Annotated in this window: 18 protein-coding genes and 1 tRNA gene; 11 read left to right on the forward strand and 8 right to left on the reverse strand. The window is 61.7% G+C overall.

Going from position 1 to position 18,575, the window contains the following annotated elements:
• The 3 genes from U0988_RS12735 to U0988_RS12745 all read right to left on the reverse strand — a co-directional run.
• Nucleotides 1–393: response regulator transcription factor (locus U0988_RS12735; protein WP_322293004.1), on the reverse strand; the 393-nt coding region annotated here is incomplete at its 3' end.
• Nucleotides 394–514: 121 nt separating this feature from the next.
• The gene (locus tag U0988_RS12740) at nucleotides 515–826 is read right to left on the reverse strand and encodes a PepSY domain-containing protein (RefSeq protein WP_322293005.1); all 312 of its coding nucleotides are present in this window, start codon (nucleotides 824–826) and stop codon (nucleotides 515–517) included.
• A gap of 79 nt (nucleotides 827–905) precedes the next feature.
• On the reverse strand, nucleotides 906–1,619 hold the full coding sequence (locus U0988_RS12745; RefSeq protein ID WP_322293006.1) for an SIMPL domain-containing protein: 714 nt from the start codon (nucleotides 1,617–1,619) through the stop codon (nucleotides 906–908).
• A gap of 127 nt (nucleotides 1,620–1,746) precedes the next feature.
• Between U0988_RS12745 and U0988_RS12750 the strand changes: the two genes are divergently transcribed.
• Nucleotides 1,747–3,537, forward strand: coding sequence for an ABC-F family ATP-binding cassette domain-containing protein (locus U0988_RS12750; protein ID WP_322293007.1), 1,791 nt, complete (start codon nucleotides 1,747–1,749; stop codon nucleotides 3,535–3,537).
• A complete protein-coding gene (locus U0988_RS12755) occupies nucleotides 3,534–4,106 on the forward strand; it encodes a uracil-DNA glycosylase family protein (protein ID WP_322293008.1) in 573 nt (190 codons plus the stop codon). Before U0988_RS12750 ends, U0988_RS12755 begins: the two co-directional genes overlap by 4 nt.
• Here the strand turns inward: U0988_RS12755 and U0988_RS12760 are convergent.
• A complete protein-coding gene (locus U0988_RS12760) occupies nucleotides 4,099–4,575 on the reverse strand; it encodes a DUF6456 domain-containing protein (RefSeq protein ID WP_322293009.1) in 477 nt (158 codons plus the stop codon). The two genes, U0988_RS12755 and U0988_RS12760, sit on opposite strands and share 8 nt — an antisense overlap.
• Nucleotides 4,576–4,671: 96 nt before the next feature.
• Here U0988_RS12760 and U0988_RS12765 point away from each other — a divergent pair, with 96 nt between their 5' ends.
• On the forward strand, nucleotides 4,672–5,244 hold the full coding sequence (locus U0988_RS12765) for a helix-turn-helix transcriptional regulator (protein ID WP_322293010.1): 573 nt from the start codon (nucleotides 4,672–4,674) through the stop codon (nucleotides 5,242–5,244).
• Nucleotides 5,241–6,422 (forward strand): glycosyltransferase, encoded by a 1,182-nt coding sequence (locus tag U0988_RS12770; RefSeq protein WP_322293011.1) that lies wholly within the window; start codon nucleotides 5,241–5,243, stop codon nucleotides 6,420–6,422. The genes U0988_RS12765 and U0988_RS12770 overlap by 4 nt, the downstream gene beginning before the upstream one ends.
• A 7-nt stretch (nucleotides 6,423–6,429) precedes the next feature.
• Here U0988_RS12770 and secF read toward each other — a convergent pair whose 3' ends face one another.
• Genes secF through yajC form a run of 3 tightly spaced genes read right to left on the reverse strand, consistent with a single transcriptional unit; the run spans nucleotide 6,430 to nucleotide 9,355 of the window.
• A complete protein-coding gene (gene secF, locus U0988_RS12775; protein ID WP_322293012.1) occupies nucleotides 6,430–7,407 on the reverse strand; it encodes a protein translocase subunit SecF in 978 nt (325 codons plus the stop codon).
• Between the two features lie 14 nt (nucleotides 7,408–7,421).
• A complete protein-coding gene (gene secD / locus U0988_RS12780; RefSeq protein WP_322293013.1) occupies nucleotides 7,422–9,020 on the reverse strand; it encodes a protein translocase subunit SecD in 1,599 nt (532 codons plus the stop codon).
• 14 nt (nucleotides 9,021–9,034) lie between these two features.
• Nucleotides 9,035–9,355: a preprotein translocase subunit YajC gene (yajC, locus tag U0988_RS12785; RefSeq protein WP_322293014.1), complete on the reverse strand. Its 321-nt coding sequence runs from the start codon at nucleotides 9,353–9,355 to the stop codon at nucleotides 9,035–9,037.
• A gap of 225 nt (nucleotides 9,356–9,580) precedes the next feature.
• Here yajC and U0988_RS12790 point away from each other — a divergent pair.
• The 4 genes from U0988_RS12790 (at nucleotide 9,581) to U0988_RS12805 (ending at nucleotide 14,570) form a co-directional block, all read left to right on the forward strand.
• A tRNA-Pro gene (locus tag U0988_RS12790) sits at nucleotides 9,581–9,657 on the forward strand.
• Between the two features lie 369 nt (nucleotides 9,658–10,026).
• On the forward strand, nucleotides 10,027–12,420 hold the full coding sequence (locus tag U0988_RS12795) for a TonB-dependent receptor (RefSeq protein ID WP_322293015.1): 2,394 nt from the start codon (nucleotides 10,027–10,029) through the stop codon (nucleotides 12,418–12,420).
• A 7-nt stretch (nucleotides 12,421–12,427) separates the two neighbouring features.
• Nucleotides 12,428–14,053 carry an alpha,alpha-trehalase TreF gene (gene treF / locus U0988_RS12800; RefSeq protein ID WP_322293016.1) on the forward strand — a complete coding sequence of 542 codons (1,626 nt, stop codon included), beginning with the start codon at nucleotides 12,428–12,430 and terminating at the stop codon, nucleotides 14,051–14,053.
• 103 nt (nucleotides 14,054–14,156) lie between these two features.
• The gene (locus U0988_RS12805) at nucleotides 14,157–14,570 is read left to right on the forward strand and encodes a holin family protein (RefSeq protein ID WP_322293017.1); all 414 of its coding nucleotides are present in this window, start codon (nucleotides 14,157–14,159) and stop codon (nucleotides 14,568–14,570) included.
• Nucleotides 14,571–14,704: 134 nt separating this feature from the next.
• On the opposite strand, the gene U0988_RS12810 is transcribed toward U0988_RS12805, so the two are convergent.
• Nucleotides 14,705–16,192, reverse strand: a complete 1,488-nt coding sequence (locus U0988_RS12810; RefSeq protein WP_322293018.1) for a hypothetical protein — start codon at nucleotides 16,190–16,192, stop codon at nucleotides 14,705–14,707.
• A gap of 190 nt (nucleotides 16,193–16,382) precedes the next feature.
• Here U0988_RS12810 and U0988_RS12815 point away from each other — a divergent pair, with 190 nt between their 5' ends.
• The 3 genes from U0988_RS12815 to accC all read left to right on the forward strand — a co-directional run.
• Entirely contained in the window at nucleotides 16,383–16,817 is a 435-nt protein-coding gene (locus tag U0988_RS12815) for a type II 3-dehydroquinate dehydratase (RefSeq protein WP_322293019.1), read from the forward strand.
• An 87-nt stretch (nucleotides 16,818–16,904) separates the two neighbouring features.
• Nucleotides 16,905–17,378 carry an acetyl-CoA carboxylase biotin carboxyl carrier protein gene (accB, locus tag U0988_RS12820; RefSeq protein WP_322293020.1) on the forward strand — a complete coding sequence of 158 codons (474 nt, stop codon included), beginning with the start codon at nucleotides 16,905–16,907 and terminating at the stop codon, nucleotides 17,376–17,378.
• A gap of 10 nt (nucleotides 17,379–17,388) precedes the next feature.
• Nucleotides 17,389–18,575 (forward strand): acetyl-CoA carboxylase biotin carboxylase subunit (gene accC / locus U0988_RS12825; RefSeq protein ID WP_322293021.1); only part of this gene is annotated, 1,187 nt, incomplete at its 3' end.

Here is an 18,575-nt window from a genome sequence, read left to right on the forward strand (position 1 = left end):
ATCGCCGGCCATCAGTTCGGACGAGGTGTTGCCCGAGGCGCGGCGGATGAGCGCGCGCAGGCGGGCGATCAGTTCCTCCGTCTGGAACGGCTTGGCGAGATAATCGTCGGCCCCGGCATCGAGCCCGGCGACCTTGTCCGACCAGCTGTCGCGCGCGGTCAGGACCAGTACGGGAAATGTCCGGCCTTCCTTGCGCCACATGCCCAGCACCGTCAGCCCGTCGATTTCCGGCAGGCCGAGGTCGAGGATCACGGCATCGTAATCCTCCGTACTGCCGAGATAATGCCCGTCCTCGCCATCGACGGACAGATCCACCGCATAGCCGGTTTGTTCCAGAGTGGACTTCAATTGCAGGCCGAGAGTGGGTTCATCCTCGACGATCAATATCCGCATGCTGACCAATTCCCCTAATAATGAGCCCAATGGCGTTAAGGCTAAGTGGGCTTTTGTGAGAAACGCGTCAACACGCGCGGTTGCGGAAAGGAAGGACTTTTGCGCCGTTTGCGCCAATGATTTACCGGCTGCGCTGCAAAATCCGGCCGGTTCGGGCATCGACGTCGATAAAGCTGACCCGCCCGTCCTTGATGAATTTCAGGCGGTACGCCATCGCGGTGGAATCGTAGGCGGGGCCGAGATATTCATGCCCCTGTGCCTTGAGCGGAGAGACCACGCGCCGCTCGATTTCCCGCAAGGGAAGAACATTGCCGGCCCTCATTTCCTTGCGCGCTTCGCCCTGGTCGTCACGCGACTGCGCCAGCGCGGGCGGCGCAGCAATGGCGGTCGTCATCAGCGTAGCCGCGAGCAGGAGGGCGAGTGTCTTGGTCATGATGCCACCTTGTCTAAGACGGAGGCATTGAACAAGGAGTGAATGCGCCCTGCTGCCGCGGTTAAGCCGATTTCAGGTGCTAGCGAGTCATTTCGTATTTCACGGTGAGGTTGACTCCGGTTCCGACCATGCCGGGTTCGACCGGTGTCTTCACTCTCGAACCGGTTACCATTATTGCCTGCTCCATCATCGGCATGGGCGGGCTGAACATGATACTCTCGCTCACTTCCAGCAGGCGGACCCCGGTATATCCCGCCCAATTGGCGTATTCGAGCGCCTGAGCCTGCGCGCGCTCCATCGCGGCCTTGCGGGCCTGCGCCTTTGCCGCGGTATCATCGTCGATCGAGAACTGCGGGCCGCCGATGTCGGTCGCGCCCGCTTCGACCAGCGCATCCAGCACCTTGCCGGTGTCCGGAACCTTGCGCAGGATCACGCTGACGCGGTTGGATGCGGAGTAACCGCGGAAGACCTGCCGCTGTGTCGGTTGATCGTAATCGTATCGCGGGTTCAGGTTGATGCCGGAGGTCTGGATGTCACGGTCGGCGATACCGAGCGACTTGATCCGCTTTATCACCGCATCCATTTCGCTCGCATTCTGGCGCATGGCGGCCACCGCCGTGGGGGCTTCGGTCGAAACGCCGGCGCTGATCGTGGCAAGGTCCGGCTTCGCCTTCACGGTTTCGTTGACGGACAGTTCGACCACCGGACCGGTGGCCTGGATCTGCACCTCGGCCGCGGAAGCCGGGATTGCAGCCGCGCCAAGCATCAGTGCGGGAATAAGGAAATTCTTCATGAAACAAACTCCTGTTGTCTGGGCGGGGGCATGTGCCCGGATACATTACGCGCGAATGAACTGTGATGTTCCGGATTGATGTTTGTATGCTGGACCGCGCGCCCCCGCCCCGCTAAGCGCCGCGCCCATGGCGCAACCTCCGATCCTCAGCTGGGAGCAGCTTGGCCTTCAGCAGGGCGGCCGCTGGCTGTTCGAAGGGCTCGATCTGCATATCGGCCCGCGCGACCGGCTGGCGCTGATCGGTCGCAATGGCGCTGGCAAGACCACGCTGTTCCGGATGATCATGGACCAGGTCGAGGCGGATAAGGGGGAACGCAAGGTCAAGCCCGGCACGAAGATCGTGGTGCTGGAACAGGAACCCGACTTCGCGCCGTATGAGACGCTGATGCACTTCGCTTTGTCGGGTGCCGACGCCCCTGCGGAACACGAGGTGGAGGCTATCGCGGACCAGCTCGGGATCGCCATGTCCACGCCGACCGAGGGTGCCAGCGGCGGTGAACGCCGCCGCGCCGCGATCGCCCGCGCGCTGGCGATGGACCCCGACCTGCTGTTGATGGACGAGCCAACCAACCACCTCGATCTGGCCGCAATCGAATGGCTGGAGGACTGGCTGACCCGGTACAAGGGTGCCTTCGTGGTGATCAGCCATGACCGGACTTTCCTCAAACGTCTGACCAACGCGACCATCTGGCTCGACCGGGGAACCATCCGGCGCAAGGATGTCGGCTTCGGCGGATATGAGGCGTGGGAAGAACAGGTCTATGCCGAGGAAGCGCGCAACGCGCACCGGATGGATGCCAAGCTGAAGATCGAGGCGCATTGGCTGGAACGCGGCGTTACCGCACGGCGCAAACGCAACCAGGGCCGGCTGGAGGCGCTGTACAAGATGCGTGCTGTCCGCGCCGCAATGATCACCCCGGGGGCAACCGCGAAGCTCGGGCTGTCGGCGGACGACAGCAACAAGTCGAAATCGGTGATCGTTGCGGACAAGGTTTCCAAGAGCTTCGGCGACCGCGCGATTATCAAGGATTTCACCCTGCGCATCCAGCGTGGCGACCGCATCGGCGTGGTCGGATCGAACGGCGCGGGCAAGACCACCCTGCTCAAACTGCTGACCGGCGAGTTGGAACCCGACAGCGGAACTGTGACTATCGCCAAGACGCTGACCGGGGTGATGATCGACCAGCAGCGCAGCCTGATGAAACCGGACAAGACCGTGCGCGACATCGTGGCCGAAGGCGGCGACTGGATCGACGTGCGCGGGGTGCGCAAGCACGTACAGGGTTATCTCAAGGAATTCCTGTTCGAACCGGGTCTCGTCGATACGAAAGTCGGCACTTTGTCGGGCGGCGAGCGTTCGCGCCTGCTGCTGGCGCGCGAATTTGCGCGCAAATCGAACCTGTTGGTGCTGGACGAACCGACCAACGATCTCGACCTGGAAACGCTCGACCTGCTGCAGGAAGTCATCGCCGATTACGAAGGCACCGTCCTGATCGTCAGCCACGACCGCGACTTTCTCGACCGGACGGTGACGATCACGCTCGGCCTCGACGGCAGCGGCACGGTGGACATTGTCGCCGGTGGCTATGCCGATTGGGAAGCGCAGCGCACGAAGCGCGCCGAGCCGGGCAAGTCCAGGTCGGGCAAGTCGGAAGCCCCTGCCCCGCCCGCTCCGACTGCTCCAAAAAGCGCCAAGCTGAGTTACCGCGACCAGCGCGATTACGAGCAGCTTCCGGCGCGGATCGAGGAGTTGGAAGCGGCCATTATCAAGGGCGAGGCAATTCTCTCCGATCCGGCGCTTTATACCGCCGACCCGCAGAAATTCGCCAATATCAGCCAGGGCATCGAAAACGCCCGCGCTGAAAAAGAGGCCGCAGAAGAACGCTGGCTGGAACTGGCGGAGATGGCCGAAGGGTGAGTAAGCTCGCCGAGGAAATCGCCGCCTGCAGGATTTGCGCGGCCCACCTGCCCCGCGGTGTCCGGCCCGTCGCGCAATTTTCCGCCACAGCACGGCTGCTGATCATCGGTCAGGCGCCCGGTTCGAAAGTGCACGAGAGCGGAATTCCGTGGGACGATGCCAGCGGCGACCGGCTGCGCGAATGGACCGGACTGTCGAAGCAGCAGATGTACGATCCCGCGGCGGTCGCGCTGGTCCCGATGGGGTTCTGCTATCCCGGCAAAGGCGCCAGCGGTGACCTGCCGCCGCGCCGGGAATGCGCGCCCCGATGGCATGGCCTGGTGATGGACGTTCTTCCGGCCAATCGCCTGACCTTGCTGGTCGGCAGCTATGCGCAGGCGCATTACCTACCGGACACCGCAAAGTGGACGATGACGGAGCGGATTCGACGCTTCGCCGAATTCCTGCCCGACTTCCTGCCGCTGCCGCACCCCTCGTGGCGCAGCACGATCTGGATGCGCCGGAACCCGTGGTTCGAGCCAGAGGTGCTGCCAGTGCTGCGCGCGAGGGTTCGCCGGACGCTCAGCTGATCCGGTAGAAATCCGCCACCCGCTCCAGCGCCAGTTTCAGCACCAGCTTGCCGCTGCGCGCCGGCCAGGACAATTCCTTTTCCGCGTCCGGCAGGCTTTCGCAGCCGCAGGCCACGCGCCACAGGATGTCGGACAATCCGCTGCCCGCAGCGGCCATCGCGCCGTCGAAGCGCGCCTTGGCCGCCATCTGGCGTTCGGTTGCGTTAAGTCCGCTGTCTCCGCTGCCCCTGATCCGCACCGCATCCCACCGCATGGTCACCGACGCGCCGAGGCTGGCACGTTCGTAATCCGCCCGCAGCCGCTCGCTCGCATCATACAGCCGGTCGTCAAGATGGCCGCGGGCGTGGAGCCACGAGAGTGGGGATTCGGCCAGATTGACGGTTACGCTGCGGCTCCCGGTCACACGGCTGCCGACCCGCCTGCGCGGCCCCTCGGCGGTCAATTCGCGTTCGGACAATTGGCGGCGCATGGCAGTTCCCCTTGGAATATCTCAACGAATCGGCACTTGCCAAAACGAACCGTCTGTAGGAAAGAAGAAACCGATTTGGTTAAAGGGGATGTGCGGGTGATCAACCGTATTCGGGATATTCGCAAGGAAAAGGGCTGGACCCTGGCCGATCTCGCGGAGGCTTGCGATCCGCCGACGACCGCCCAGACCATCGGCCGCCTCGAAACCGGAATGCGCAATCTGTCGATCAAATGGATGGACCGGATCGCGGCGGCGCTGGAGATCGAGCCGGAGCTGCTGGTCCGGTCGGAAGCATCCGCTCATCCCCAGATCGTTGCGACCCTCGGCCCGTCCGGACCGGAGGCCCTGCGCAGTCCGCGCGATGCCATCCTGGCGACCGAGCTCGGCGGTGACCGGCCGTTGATGGTGCTCAGCGTTGAAACGGGATCCGGCGAATACCGGCCCGGCGACCAGATATGGCTGCGCCAGATCAACCCCGATGAAGCCGCGCGTGCGATCAACCGCGATGTCCTGGTTCCGCGCAAAGGCGGGCGCTTTGCCTTCGGCCGGCTGATTGACCGCCAGGGCACGCTGGTGGGCATTCTGCCGCCGGGCGCGGGACAGAAGCAGCAGGTGGTGGACGATCCACCGTGGATCGCGGTGGCAGAGATGTTGGTCCGCAAATTATGAAGCGCCTGCTGTCGATTGCGACGCTGTATCCCAATTCCCATGCACCGCGCTTCGGCACTTTCGTCGCCCGGTCGCTGGAGGCGCTGGCCGCCCGCGGCGATTGGGACGTTACCCTGATCAACCCTATCGGAGTGCCCCCCGTCGCATTCGGGAAATACCGCGCGGCGGCCGCTGCCGCGACGAGCGGGACCGAACGCGGCGTGAAAGTCTACCGCCCGACTTTCCCGCTGATCCCGCGATTCGGTGCACGGTTCAATCCCGCGCTCATCGCGCGATCGGTGCGCGCGCTCGCAGCGCGGCTGCACGCAGAGGCACCGTTCGATTTGGTGGACGCGCAGTTCTTCTATCCTGATGGTCCCGCCGCCGCGCGTATCGCGAGCGAGTTGGGCTTGCCCCTGTCGATCAAGGCGCGGGGGTCGGATATTTCCTATTGGGGCCAGCGCAATTTCGCCCGGCGCGCAATGCTGGCCGCGGCTCGTCAGGCCGCCGGGTTGCTGTCCGTGTCGGATGCTCTGAGCGACGATATGGTGCGGCTCGGGATGGAGCGCAGCAAGATTTCGCTCAACCGCACCGGCCTCGACCGGGACCGGTTCCGCCCGCTGGACCATTCCGGCATCCGGCGGCGGATGGGCGAGGAATTCGGCCTGAATCTGTCGGATGACCAGCCTCTGCTCGCCTCAGTCGGTGCCCTGACCCCGCGCAAGGGCCAGGAACTGGTGATCGCCAGCCTGCCCCATCTGCCCGAAGCGCAATTGCTGCTAGTCGGAGAGGGCGAAGACCGCGCGCGGTTGGGCGCGCAGGCACGGGATCTGGGTGTGACGGACCGGGTCCATTTCCTGGGCAGCGTGGATCATGACCTGTTGCCGGTCATCCTTTCGGCTGCGGACGCCATGGTGCTGCCCTCCTCCCATGAGGGGCTCGCCAATGCATGGGTGGAGGCGCTGGCCTGCGGCACACCTCTGGTGATCTGCGATGTCGGGGGTGCCCGCGAGGTGGTAACCGGTCCCGAGGCCGGTTTGATCGCCGAACGCAGCGTGGAAGGCGTCACGCGCGGCGTCCGGCAAATCCTGGCGAATCCTCCGGCCCGAGAAGACGTGGCGCGAATGGCCGAACAGTTCAGCTGGACCGCAAACGCCGCATCCCTTGCCGACTATTACAGCCGCCTGATCCGCGCCTGAGAGCGCCTCAGGATTCGCCCCGCGCGATCCGTTCCTGCTTGTCCGCCACGCTTTCCTGCGGGATGAAGCTGTTCGAATTTACGCCCAGCCAGATCAGGATCGGCGCGGCCATATAGACCGAGCTGTACGTTCCCACGAAAATCCCCAGCGTGATTGCCGCAACCAAGCCGAACAGGCTGGCGGGTCCGAACAGCAGCAGCGGAATCAGCGCAATGAGCAGGGTCAATGAGGTCATGACGGTACGGGCCAAGGTCTCGTTCACCGACAGATCGAGCAGTTCCGGCAGCGGCATCTTGCGGTATTTTTTCAGGTTCTCGCGAATACGGTCATAGATCACGATCGTATCGTTGAGCGAATAGCCGATGATCGCCAGAATTGCAGCGATGATCTGCAGGCTGAATTCCATCTGGAACAGCGCGAACATCCCCAGCGTCAGCGAAACGTCGTGAACCAATGCGAACAGCGCGCCGACACCAAACTGCCATTCGAACCGCACCCAGATATACAGCGAAATCGCCAGCATCGCAGCGAGCAGCGCCAGCACGGCCTTTTCACGGAATTCGCCCGCCACCTTGCCCGACACTGTATCGTTGCCGTCGCGGATCACGTTTTCGTAGCTGGACTCGATCGTCGAAATGACCTGGTTGCCGATCGCGGTTGCCGCGCCGGGGGTGTTCTCGACATCTTCCGGCAAACGAACGCGGATCGATACCTGGTTCGCGTCACCGAAGCGCTGGATTACCGGATCGCCATATCCCAGCGCGCCAATCTGTTCGCGCAGCGACGGAATCGGCGCTTCTTCCAGTTCGGAAAAGGTCAGACGAACTTCCTGCCCGCCGGCGAAATCCACGCCGTAATTGAGGCCCTTGGTCATCACCAACGCCCAGCTCGCTGCAATCAGCAGCAGACTGACGACGTAAAACGGCATCCGGTATTTCAGGAATTTGATGTTCGTATCGTCGGGAACGAGTTTCAGCAGTCGCATGGTCCCTTATCCCCTTAGATGTGCAAGTCTTGCGGACGCGCCTTGCGCAGCCAGCCGGCGACCCACAGGCGGGTCAGGGTGACGGCGGTGAATACGCTGGTGAACAGGCCAATGATCAGCACCACGGCAAATCCGCGGATCGGGCCGGAGCCGAAAATGAACAGCAGCACCCCCGCGATGAAATTGGTGATGTTGGCATCGTAAATCGCCCGGCTGGCTTCCTTGTAGCCGTTTTCGATCGCGGCTACCACGCGGCGGCCCCGCTTGCGCTCTTCGCGGATACGTTCGTTGATCAGCACGTTGGCGTCCACCGCGGCACCGATCGTCAACACGAAACCGGCAATGCCCGGCAGGGTCAGTGTAGTATTGAGCACGGCCATGATCCCCAGCAGCATCAGCACATTGAGCACCAGCGCAACCGTGGCGTAGATCCCGAAGCGGCCATAGGTAAAGACCATCAGCAGGATCACGAGCAGCGATCCGATACCCATGGCGAGCAAGCCCTTCTGGATCGAATCCGCTCCGAGGTCGGGGCCGACGGTACGTTCCTCGACCACGGTCAGATCGACCGGCAGCGCGCCGGAACGCAGCGAGATAGCCAGCGCGTTGGCGCTTTCGGTAGTGAAATTGCCGGAAATCTGGGCGGTGCCGCCGCGGATCGGTTCGTTTATGTTGGGAGCCGACAGCACCTTGCCGTCCAGGATGATGGCGAACGGCTTGTTCACGTTTTCCGTTGTCAGCTTGGCGAATTTGGCCCCGCCCTGCTGGTCGAAAGTGATCGTAACCACCGCTTCGTTGGTCTGCGGATCGACCGATTGCTGCGCGTTGGTCAGCGAATCGCCCTTGATCCCGCCGAGCCGGCGAACGGCGATCGAGGAACCGGCAAAGTCGCTCCCTTCGGCATAGGGGAATATCTGGCTTCCCGGGGGAGCAATGCCCTGCTCCACGTCGGAAGGCAGCGCGGTCAGGTCGACCAGTTTGAATTCCAGTTTGGCGGTCTGGCCGAGCAGGGCCTTGAGCTGTTCCGGATCCTGGAGGCCCGGAACCTGCACCACAATGCGGTTATCGCCTTGCCGGATGATGGTGGGCTCGCGCGTGCCGAGCGAATCGATCCGCTTGCGGACCACTTCGGTGGCGCTGTCCATCGCGTCGGTAACCGCATTGCTGATGCCGTCACTGGTGGGTTCCAGAGTAAAGCGCGTCTCGTCGACAACCGACAGGTTCCATTCGCGGGTCAGGCCAGTGCCATTGACGAGCGGCAACAGCAATTCGCGAGCCCGGTCCACGTCGGCGGCGCTTTCGACCATGAAACCGAGCTGGTTGCCGCTGGTCGAAACATCACCGATGCGGATCCGCGGTTCCGCCTGGCGCATTAGCGAACGGACGGATTCTTCCATGTTTTCGAGACGCTGTTCGGCCACCTGTGCCGGGTCTGCTTCCAGCAGGATGTGGCTGCCCCCGGCCAGATCGAGCCCGAGATTGACGGTTGGCTCCGGCAACACATCCGGCCAACGCAAATTGCCAATCGAGAAAATCGAGGGAAGCGCGCAGGCGATGGCGATCAGGGTGATCGACCAGAGCCAGATTTTTCTCCAGCGCGGAAATTCGAGCATCGTGGTGCCTTCGCTCAGTCGTTCGCTGCCGCACCGGCAGGCGGTACGATGTCACCGATGGTGCTTTTGACCGCCTTTACGCGGACGCCCTGCGCCAGTTCGATTTCCGCATAGGCATCGTCGACCTTCACGACCTTGCCCAGCAATCCGCCGGCAGTAATCACCTGGTCACCGCGCTTGATGGCGGCAATCTTGGTGGCGTGTTCTTTCTGCCGGCGCATCTGCGGGCGAATGATCAGGAACCAGAAAATCAGCCCCATGCCGACCAGCGGCAGGAACTGGATCCAGGCAGGCGGCGCTTCTGCGCTGGCCGCTGCGGCAAGAAAATCAATCATCGAAGGACCCTGTTCATCGTGAAGCAGCTAGGTGGGGAGCGCCTACCGGAAACGCAAGTTGATGCGCTCCCTGCCGCACTCCCGGCGATAGAAGCGCTGGCCTAGCATCTATGTCTGGCCAGAGCAACGCGGCAAAGCCTGCATTCCCGCAGCTCCGGCCGGGAACCTGTTCGCAAGCCTTGCCTTGTCATCGCAACCGCCATATAGGCGCCCGCTCCACCGGTTCGGGACGTAGCGCAGCCTGGTAGCGCATCACACTGGGGGTGTGGGGGTCGGAGGTTCGAATCCTCTCGTCCCGACCAGTGGATTCAATAGCTCTGTCGAGAAGAAACATCGTTTCTCGTCGTCAAGGCGCGAAGTGCGCTTGTCGGCATCGGCCACGTCGTGGAAACCGCCTGGATCCAGCGTGACCAACCGCCATCTTCCGGTTCCGCCAGTCTGCCCGAAGCCGGCGATAGCGGCCCAGCTCCAGGCACATCATCAGATCGCGATAAATAAAGGTCGCGGGAGCGCGGCCACCGGAAGGGCCTGAACCCGGAATGGCGCGCGCCGACCGGCTTTGGGAATAGCCAACCTTGTGATACATGCGATCCGGCCTTTATTTCGCACCTTGTAACCGAATTGCGTGTCGGTACGAACGAGGGGGATCAATTGATCAGGAGGAATACTTAATGAGCCGTCTGCGTACCTTGAACTTCCTTGCCTCTGTCGCCCTTCCAGCACTGATGCTGCTGCCGAGTGGAGCGCTTGCCCAAACCGCACAGGACGCAGCCGATGCGGGGGTCGAACCCATTGCCGAGGAAGGTGGAGGAGACGTGATCGTCGTTATCGGCACCGCCGGCGCCGGTATGCGCAGGCAGGATGCGGCCTTTGCGGTGACCACGATCAGCGACGACGCCATCAAGCAGATCGCTCCGTCCAGCACGGCTGACTTGTTCAAGATCATTCCCGGCGTATCTGCCGAAAGTTCGGGCGGCCAGAACGGCGCCAACATCTTCGTGCGCGGATTTCCTTCTGGGGGCGACGCCGAATTCGTCACCATCCAGCAGCAGGGGGTTCCGTTCTTCCCGCCCTCCACGCTCTCCTTCCTCGAGAACAGCCAGCTCATCCGGATCGACGAAACCTTCGACCGGGTTGAAGCGGTTCGCGGCGGCACCGGTGCGCTGTTCGGCTCGGGGCAGCCCGGTCTGACCGTCAACTTTGTACAGAAGACAGGTGGCTCCGAATTCGAGGGCCTTGGCAAGGTTGAGGTCACGGATTTCGGCGACATCCGGGGTGATGCCTATGTTTCAGGCCCTATCGGCCCCGACACCAGCTTCATGGTTGGCGGCTTCTACCGCGAAGGTGACGGCATCCGCGACGCCGGCTTCACTGCGGAACGCGGAGGCCAGATCAGCGCCAATATCGAACACCGGTTCGACCGCGGCAAATTGCTTGTCTTTGGCCGGTATCTCGATGATTTCGGCCAGTGGCTGCTGCCGATTCCCGTGATCCAGGATGGCGACGACATCAGCGAATTTCCCGGCTTCGATGCCGGCACCGGCACGCTTGCCGGACCGGAAACCCGCCGCGGCACTCTCAATGACGGGACGTCGATCGATCTGGCCGATGGACGCGGTGCGCAGGTCGTCAATTTCGGCCTGAACTTCGATTACGAACTCACCGACAATATCCAGATCCGTGAACGCGCGAGCTATCTGAACGGCGACGCCGATACGAACGGGCTCGTCCCGGCGGGGCCGCCGCAAACCGCGGCGAGCTTTGCCGCCGGCCTCGGGGGCACAATCGGCTCGCTCACCTTTGCCAGCACTGGCGCAGCCGCAGATCCCAACCAGCAAGTGATCCAATCCGGTCTCTGGCGGGTGCAAAAGGACATCGACGCCTTCGTCAACGATCTTTCGCTGCAATTCACCTTCGGCACCAACACACTCACCGGCGGTTTCTACTATTCGAGCTATTCGTCGAAGGATGACTGGAATCTCGGTAACGGGCTGCTGCTGACCGCCGAAGAGAATGCACGGCGGCTCGATTTGGTGCTCGCCGATGGCCGGACCGCCACCCGTGACGGGTTCGTCCAGGGCAGCTTCTTCAACGTCAATGCCGATTACGATGGCGAGGACATCGCGTTCTACCTCGTCGACGAATGGCAGATCACACCCGATCTGCGGATCGACGGCGGCATCCGCTGGCAGGAAACGAGCGTCGACGGAGTGCTCGAGAACAACACCTTCGGGGTCGATACCGACAACAATCCGAACACCCTGTTCAACAACGGCACCGCCGTGCTGAACGGCACGTTCCAGACCATCGAGTTCGAAGGCGATGAAGTCTCCTTCACGGTCGGCGCGAATTACGATTTCTCCGACTCCGTCGGTGTGTTCGCCCGCTACAGCCAGGGGCATATCTTCCCCTTCTTCGACAATCTTCGCGAAGGCCTCGATCAGACGCGCAAGGTCGATAGCATCGAAGGCGGCGTGAAAATTTCGACCGACGTCGTGCGCCTCTACGGCACCGTGTTCTACAACGAGTTCGAAGGTCTCTCGACGTTCCGGATCGTCGGTGGCGATCGCGTGGAAGCGATCGGCGGGGCCGAAACCTTCGGTGTCGAACTGGAAGGGGCCGTGGGGCCGTTCGAGGGCTTCACGATTGGTTTCTCCGGAACTTACCTCGACGCCACATTCCAGGATTTCTTTGCCAGCGGGGTGGACCTCACCGGCAATCGCGTGCAGCGTCAACCCGAATGGCAGGCACGCATTTCTCCGGTTTACGAGCACGACTTCGGGGACTTCGACGTGGCGGTGTTCACGTCGCTCGAATTCATCGGCGATCGCTTCTCCGATCCGGAAAACCAGCAACTGCTGCCCAGCTATACCGAGTGGGATGCCGGCATTTCGGTCGAATTCAACGATCGCATCCGGGTTCAGGTAACCGGCGACAATCTGACCAACGAGATCGGGCTCACGGAAGGCAATCCGCGCCTCATCGGGTCGCAGGGTTCGGGGGTTATCCTGGCTCGGCCCATTCTCGGGCGTTCGTTCAGGGCCAGCACGTCGATCCGCTTCTGAGGGCGGCGTGAAGCTGATTCAGCGTATAGGTCTGCCGTTCGCTGCGCTGCTGGTCAGCGCGGCGGCGGCACCGCCGCCGCCGCCTGCCGAGCTTTACGGCGAGCTGTTCGAGGCGGTCCAGCTTGGCCGCGTCTTTGGGGACGGCAAGACTTTCGTCGATGCCGTTCCCAAGCGGCCCCCCGCGGCGATCCTCGCCGATTCCCGGGAGTCGCGGCCGCCGGGCCGCGACGAACTCGAGCGCTTCGTGCGCGATAATTTCCAGCTGCCAGAGCCGCCCCCCGCTCCCCCATCGATCGATGTGGACCGGCCAATCGACGCGCATATCGCTGCACTGTGGCCGGTGTTGACGCGGCCGCCGCTGGACCCGCCGCAATGGTCATCGGCCATCGCGCTGCCCGAACCCTATGTTGTCCCGGGAGGCCGCTTCCGCGAAATCTATTACTGGGACAGCTACTTCACCATGCTCGGCCTGAAAGAGGATGGCGAACATGCGCTGATCGAAGGCATGCTGGCGGATTTCGAAAGCCTGCTCGAACGTTTCGGGCGCATCCCCAACGGAACCCGCACCTATTATCTGAGCCGTTCCCAGCCGCCGTTCTTTGCCCTTATGCTCGACCTGTCGGCCGGTGACAGCACTTCGCTTTCGGCCCGCAGAGGGCTCGCGGCCCTGCGCACCGAGCACGCGTTCTGGATGCGCGGTACGCAGTGCCTGGGCGCCGCCCCCGATCGGGAAAGCGCCTGCGAGCGCGTGGTGCGGATGCCCGACGGCAGTCTGCTCAACCGCTACTGGGACGATCGCGAAACCCCCCGCGACGAATCCTATGCGGAGGACGTCGCCACCGCTCAGGCGAGCGAACGCCCGGCAGCCGAGGTCTACCGCGATTTGCGCGCCGGGGCAGAAAGCGGCTGGGACTTCAGCTCGCGCTGGCTGGACGATACGCAGAGCCTGGAGAGCGTGCGGACGACCAGGATTGTGCCGATCGACCTCAACAGCCTGCTCTGGAGCCTGGAAACCAACATCGCCCGGCGCTGCGGCATTCTTGTCGATCTTTCCTGTGCGAGTGAATTCACCGTTCGCGCATCCGAACGCAGGATGGCGATGGATCGCTATCTGTGGGTCGCCGGGGAAAAGCGCTTCGCCGATTGGGATAGCCAGAAAAAGAAGGTCACACCGGTGCTCTCGGCGGCGACGCTATATCCCCTGTTCGTCGGGCTGGCGACACCGCAGCAAGCCGCGGCGGTGGCCGAAACAACGCGCAGTGACTTGCTCGCGACGGGCGGGCTGCGCACCACGCTCAGCAAGACGGGCCAGCAATGGGACAGCCCCAACGGGTGGGCTCCTTTGCAGTGGGTCGCCGTTGCCGGTCTCGGCCGCTACGGGCACGAGGAACTCGCGCGGGATATCGCCGAACGCTTCCTCGAAACTACCGACCTTGCCTACCGCAATACCGGCAAGATGCTCGAGAAATACGATGTCGAGCAGCGCCGTCCCGGTGGCGGGGGCGAGTATCCCGTGCAGGATGGCTTTGGCTGGACGAACGGTGTCGTCAGGGCGCTGATGGCCCGCTATCCCGATGCGGCGGCGACAGAACGGAGCGGTGAATTTCCCGCCGAAAGTGTGGCGCAGCCGTGATCAGGTCCCGATGAGTATCCGGACCGCCATTCTGGATAAATAATTTTCCTACACGAACCGATTTGGCTATCCGACAGCGCGAATTGCACTGTTGGAGAGCCCCATGCCACTTCTCGAATCGCTTATCGGCCCGATCGCCTCGATCATCGACAAGATCATCCCGGACAAGGAGGCCCGCGCCCGGGCGAAGCTGGAACTGATGAAGCTGGAAGGCACGCAGGAACTGCAAACCATCGAAGCGCGCATGGCCGCAATCGTGGCGGAGGCCAATTCCGCCGACCCGTGGACCAGCCGTGCCCGTCCCAGCTTCCTCTATGTAATGTATGTGATGATCCTTTGGGCACTCCCGATGGGCGTGCTCGCCGCGTTCAAGCCGGCCATGGCCCAGGATATCGCGGCGGGCATGAATTCCTACCTCGGCGGCCTGCCCGAACCGCTCTACGCATTGTTCGGCACCGGCTACCTCGGATATACGGCGGCCCGCCAATGGGGCAAGATCAAGGGTGTCGACCAATAGCGAAGGCGTTTTCGGCACAGGTGAAGAGTGATGTCCGCTGTTGTGGAAGTTTCGGAGCAGCGCGTTTGTCTGGCTTGTGGTGGTTAGCTGCCGTTGGGTTGCAACAACCAAAGCTCTAATTGAAGCAGGCCAGATTAAAAACAGTCCGCCATTGCAGCCTTGATAGCATTCTCAAAATCCTCAAGCGATTTCATTGATCCACCTTGCCAATCGGGATCGATAGCTCTGCCTAAGTCCCAAACCTCCCAAGCGGCAAAGGTTTCAAATTGTGAGTAATGATGGTCGCCCAAATCCTTGAACGTATTACTGCTCCAGGGTTGGGCTGCAATGTGAATCCAATATGCGTCGGTTAGAGAAGGAGCTCTCTTAAAACTGGCACTGTCCCAGTCCGCCGAATCGCTAGACGAACGCACGAGATTGGCAAACGTAACGAAGCGGAATGTGCCAAAATCGAGTTCATCCAGACTTGTCGCGCCAATTAGATATGCGGCGGCAGCTTCTCTCTCCTTTCCTGTTCCATTATTTCCGGCAAGGTTGGATGCGGCCCAAAAGTTCGCGCCATCTCCGGCTTCAAGCAATGGCGCTACTGAAGGCATAATTCGGCGTAGTTCATCCATCATAGCTGGCTGAGCATAAAGCTGCGCTCCGTAAAGTTGGGTCATCTCCAAGAACTTAAGTGTAGCTGCCAAAGATTCTCCCACCTTCGCCTGGGTTTCAATTGCGATAAGCAATTCCTGAAAGGTTGGTTTTTGTGCCGAGGTAGTCCCGTCGATCACGCTGAGTGTTCGCCCAAGCCCTTCGGCTTGCGGGCCCACGCCCTGCGAACGCTCGACCGTGCCAGATGTCATATCGGGAGCTAGAGGATAGCCAACGGGCCTGCGCCGCGCAGGTGAGAAGGATAAAGTCTCAACGCTCTCCCCCTCGATATTTTTCTGCACAATCTTGATGGTGGAAGGAAAGATACCCTGATCAAGGATAGCTTCACGCACTTGTGGGTGCAGGTTGATGTGCCGTGATAGATATCGTGCGAACCTCCGCCTCTCCTTTGCGTCAAACGCAAACCCCTCTTGACTTAGGGTCGCGACAATTTGGTCGCCAAACCGCCACTCCAATCCATTCTCCGTCTTCAACAATGACAAAGGATCCGATGGCGAAACTTGCGTGGCAAATTCCTGTTCCAGCCAAATCGCATCTGCAAAACCAAGTTCTTGACCAGCTTTGGGGTCAACTTCATTCAGAACCTTGCTAAGATAAAGGCGATTTTGCAACTCCATCTTACGAAATGCCGGACCAGCGAAACAGCTGTGGTTTGCAAAAATAGTTTCCGAGACTTTCCAGCTGAAAACTCGGCAGTGTCTATAATCGGTAATAGTCCGATCATCGCCTAAGCTGACGTAATCAAAATCATCTGCCAGCCGAACTATGCCGGATGTGACGACTGCTGGATTCACACTCGTCCTGACGTCGGATCGCACGTCGAAAACAATAGCGTCGTCGTGAGTTTGGTCTCTGAGGTCCAGTATTCGATTTGAACTCCAGTTGGGACCAATAATCTCATTTGCTCGTGCTGAGGTATCCCAAACAAGAATGAGAAAGAGACAAGCAATGGAATGGCGGATCATACATACCTCAATTAACGCTCGCCGCATGTGGCAATTCAGAACGAATCCGCATGGAGCACACCCCACTGTCTAACCCTGGTTGATCTTTGGCGCCAACCATCTGTGCCGTTAGCAGAACGTCAGCTAAGTCGCCGTGTCCGGAATTACCGCTTTTGTTGAGTTTACATCGTAAGCTGCCTATCCGGACAGCATGACTGACACGATCTACGTTCTCAACGGCCCCAATCTCAACCTGCTCGGGATGCGGGAGCCGGAGATTTACGGGTCCGACACGCTCGACGATATTGCCGGAATGCTGGAAGACCGCGCCCGAGAACTCGGCGTGGCGGTGGATGTCCGCCAGACCAATCATGAGGGGCACCTTGTCGACTGGCTGCACGAAGCGCAGGCGGAGGGCGCGAAGGCGGTGCTGCTCAACGCGGGGGCCTATACCCATACTTCGATCGCGCTGCTCGATGCGATCCGCGCGGTCCGTACTCCGGTGATCGAAGTGCACCTGTCCGATCCCAAGACGCGGGAGCCGTTCCGGCATCTTTCCTATGTCGGCATGGCGGCGGTGCAGACCGTCGAGGGACTCGGTGCGCGCAGCTATATCGTGGCGCTGGAGGCGGCGGCGGCGCTCTAGCTGTCCGATCAAACTGCCCCCTCCCCCCTTGCCAGCGGCCTGCCCGCAACGCATAGGCAGGCGCTTAATTGCAACAAGAGGCATTTCATGTCCGACACAAAATCCGCCGCAGGTCGCAAACCCGGTATGAATGTTGATACCGCGCTTGTCCGCGAACTCGCCGATATGCTCAGCGAGACAGGGCTCACCGAAATCGAAGTCGAAGATGGCGAACGCAAGATCCGCGTTGCGCGCGGCGCGCTGGCTGCGCCGATGGCTGCCCCGGCGCCGGCTGCTGCGGTTGCTGCCCCCGTCCTTGCCCCGGCCGAAGCCGCATTGCCGGATCACGCAGGCGCACTAAGATCGCCGATGGTCGGCACCGTCTATCTCGCCGCCGATCCCAGCGCGCCCAACTTCGTGAAGGCGGGCGACAAGGTTGCCGTGGGCGATACCTTGCTGATCGTGGAAGCGATGAAGGTGATGAACCCGATCACTTCCGACCGCGCCGGCACGGTGGTCGAGATCCTGGTCGACAACGCGCAGCCGGTCGAATTCGACCAGCCGCTGGTCCTGATCGCGTAAGGCGAACACCATGGGAATCAGCCGGATATTGATCGCCAACCGCGGCGAAATCGCCCTGCGCATCCACCGCGCCGCGCATGAAATGGGTATCGAGACAGTGGCGGTGCATTCCACCGCCGATGCCGAAGCCATGCACGTGCGCCTGGCCGATCACGCGGTGTGCATCGGCCCGCCGCCCGCCAGCGAAAGCTATCTCAACATGGCGGCAATCATCTCCGCCGCCGAAATCTCCCATGCCGATGCGATCCACCCCGGTTACGGATTCATGTCGGAGAACGCGAAATTCGCCGAGATCGTCGAAGCGCACGACATCAAGTGGATCGGCCCCAAGCCCGAACATATCCGCACCATGGGCGACAAGGTCGCCGCCAAGCGGACCGCAGGCGCGCTCGGCATTCCGCTGGTCCCCGGCTCCGATGGCGCGATCGAAGACGTGGTGGAAGCAGCGAAGATCGCGGACGAAATCGGCTATCCAGTGATCATCAAGGCGGCATCGGGCGGCGGCGGGCGCGGGATGAAGGTCTGCACCGGCCCGCACGAGCTTGAAACGCTGATGAAACAGGCGGGCAGCGAAGCGAAGGCCGCGTTTGGCGACGCCACCGTCTATCTCGAAAAATATCTCGGAAATCCGCGGCATATCGAATTCCAGGTGTTCGGTGACGGGGAAGGCAACGCGATCCATCTGGGCGAACGTGACTGTTCGCTCCAGCGCCGCCACCAGAAAGTGCTGGAGGAAGCGCCCTCCCCGGTCATTTCCGACGAGGATCGCCACCGGATGGGCGAAACCTGTTCGAAAGCGATGGCCGACATGGGTTATCGGGGCGCAGGCACCATAGAGTTCCTGTGGGAAAATGGCGAATTCTATTTCATCGAAATGAACACCCGCCTGCAGGTCGAACATCCGGTTACCGAAATGATCACCGGCGTCGATCTGGTGCGCGAACAGATCCGCATCGCCGATGGCAAGCCGCTGTCGGTGAAGCAGGAAGATATCGAGTTCAAGGGCCACGCCATCGAATGCCGGATCAACGCGGAGGACCCCTTCACCTTCACGCCCTCACCCGGCCTCGTCACCGCCTATCACGCGGCGGGCGGGATGCATGTGCGGGTCGATAGCGGCTTGTACGCCGGCTACAAAATTCCGCCTTATTATGACAGCATGATCGCCAAGCTGATCGTCTATGGCCGAAACCGAGA

This window comes from Allopontixanthobacter sp., assembly GCF_034376665.1.
Classification (GTDB): Bacteria; Pseudomonadota; Alphaproteobacteria; order Sphingomonadales; family Sphingomonadaceae; genus Allopontixanthobacter.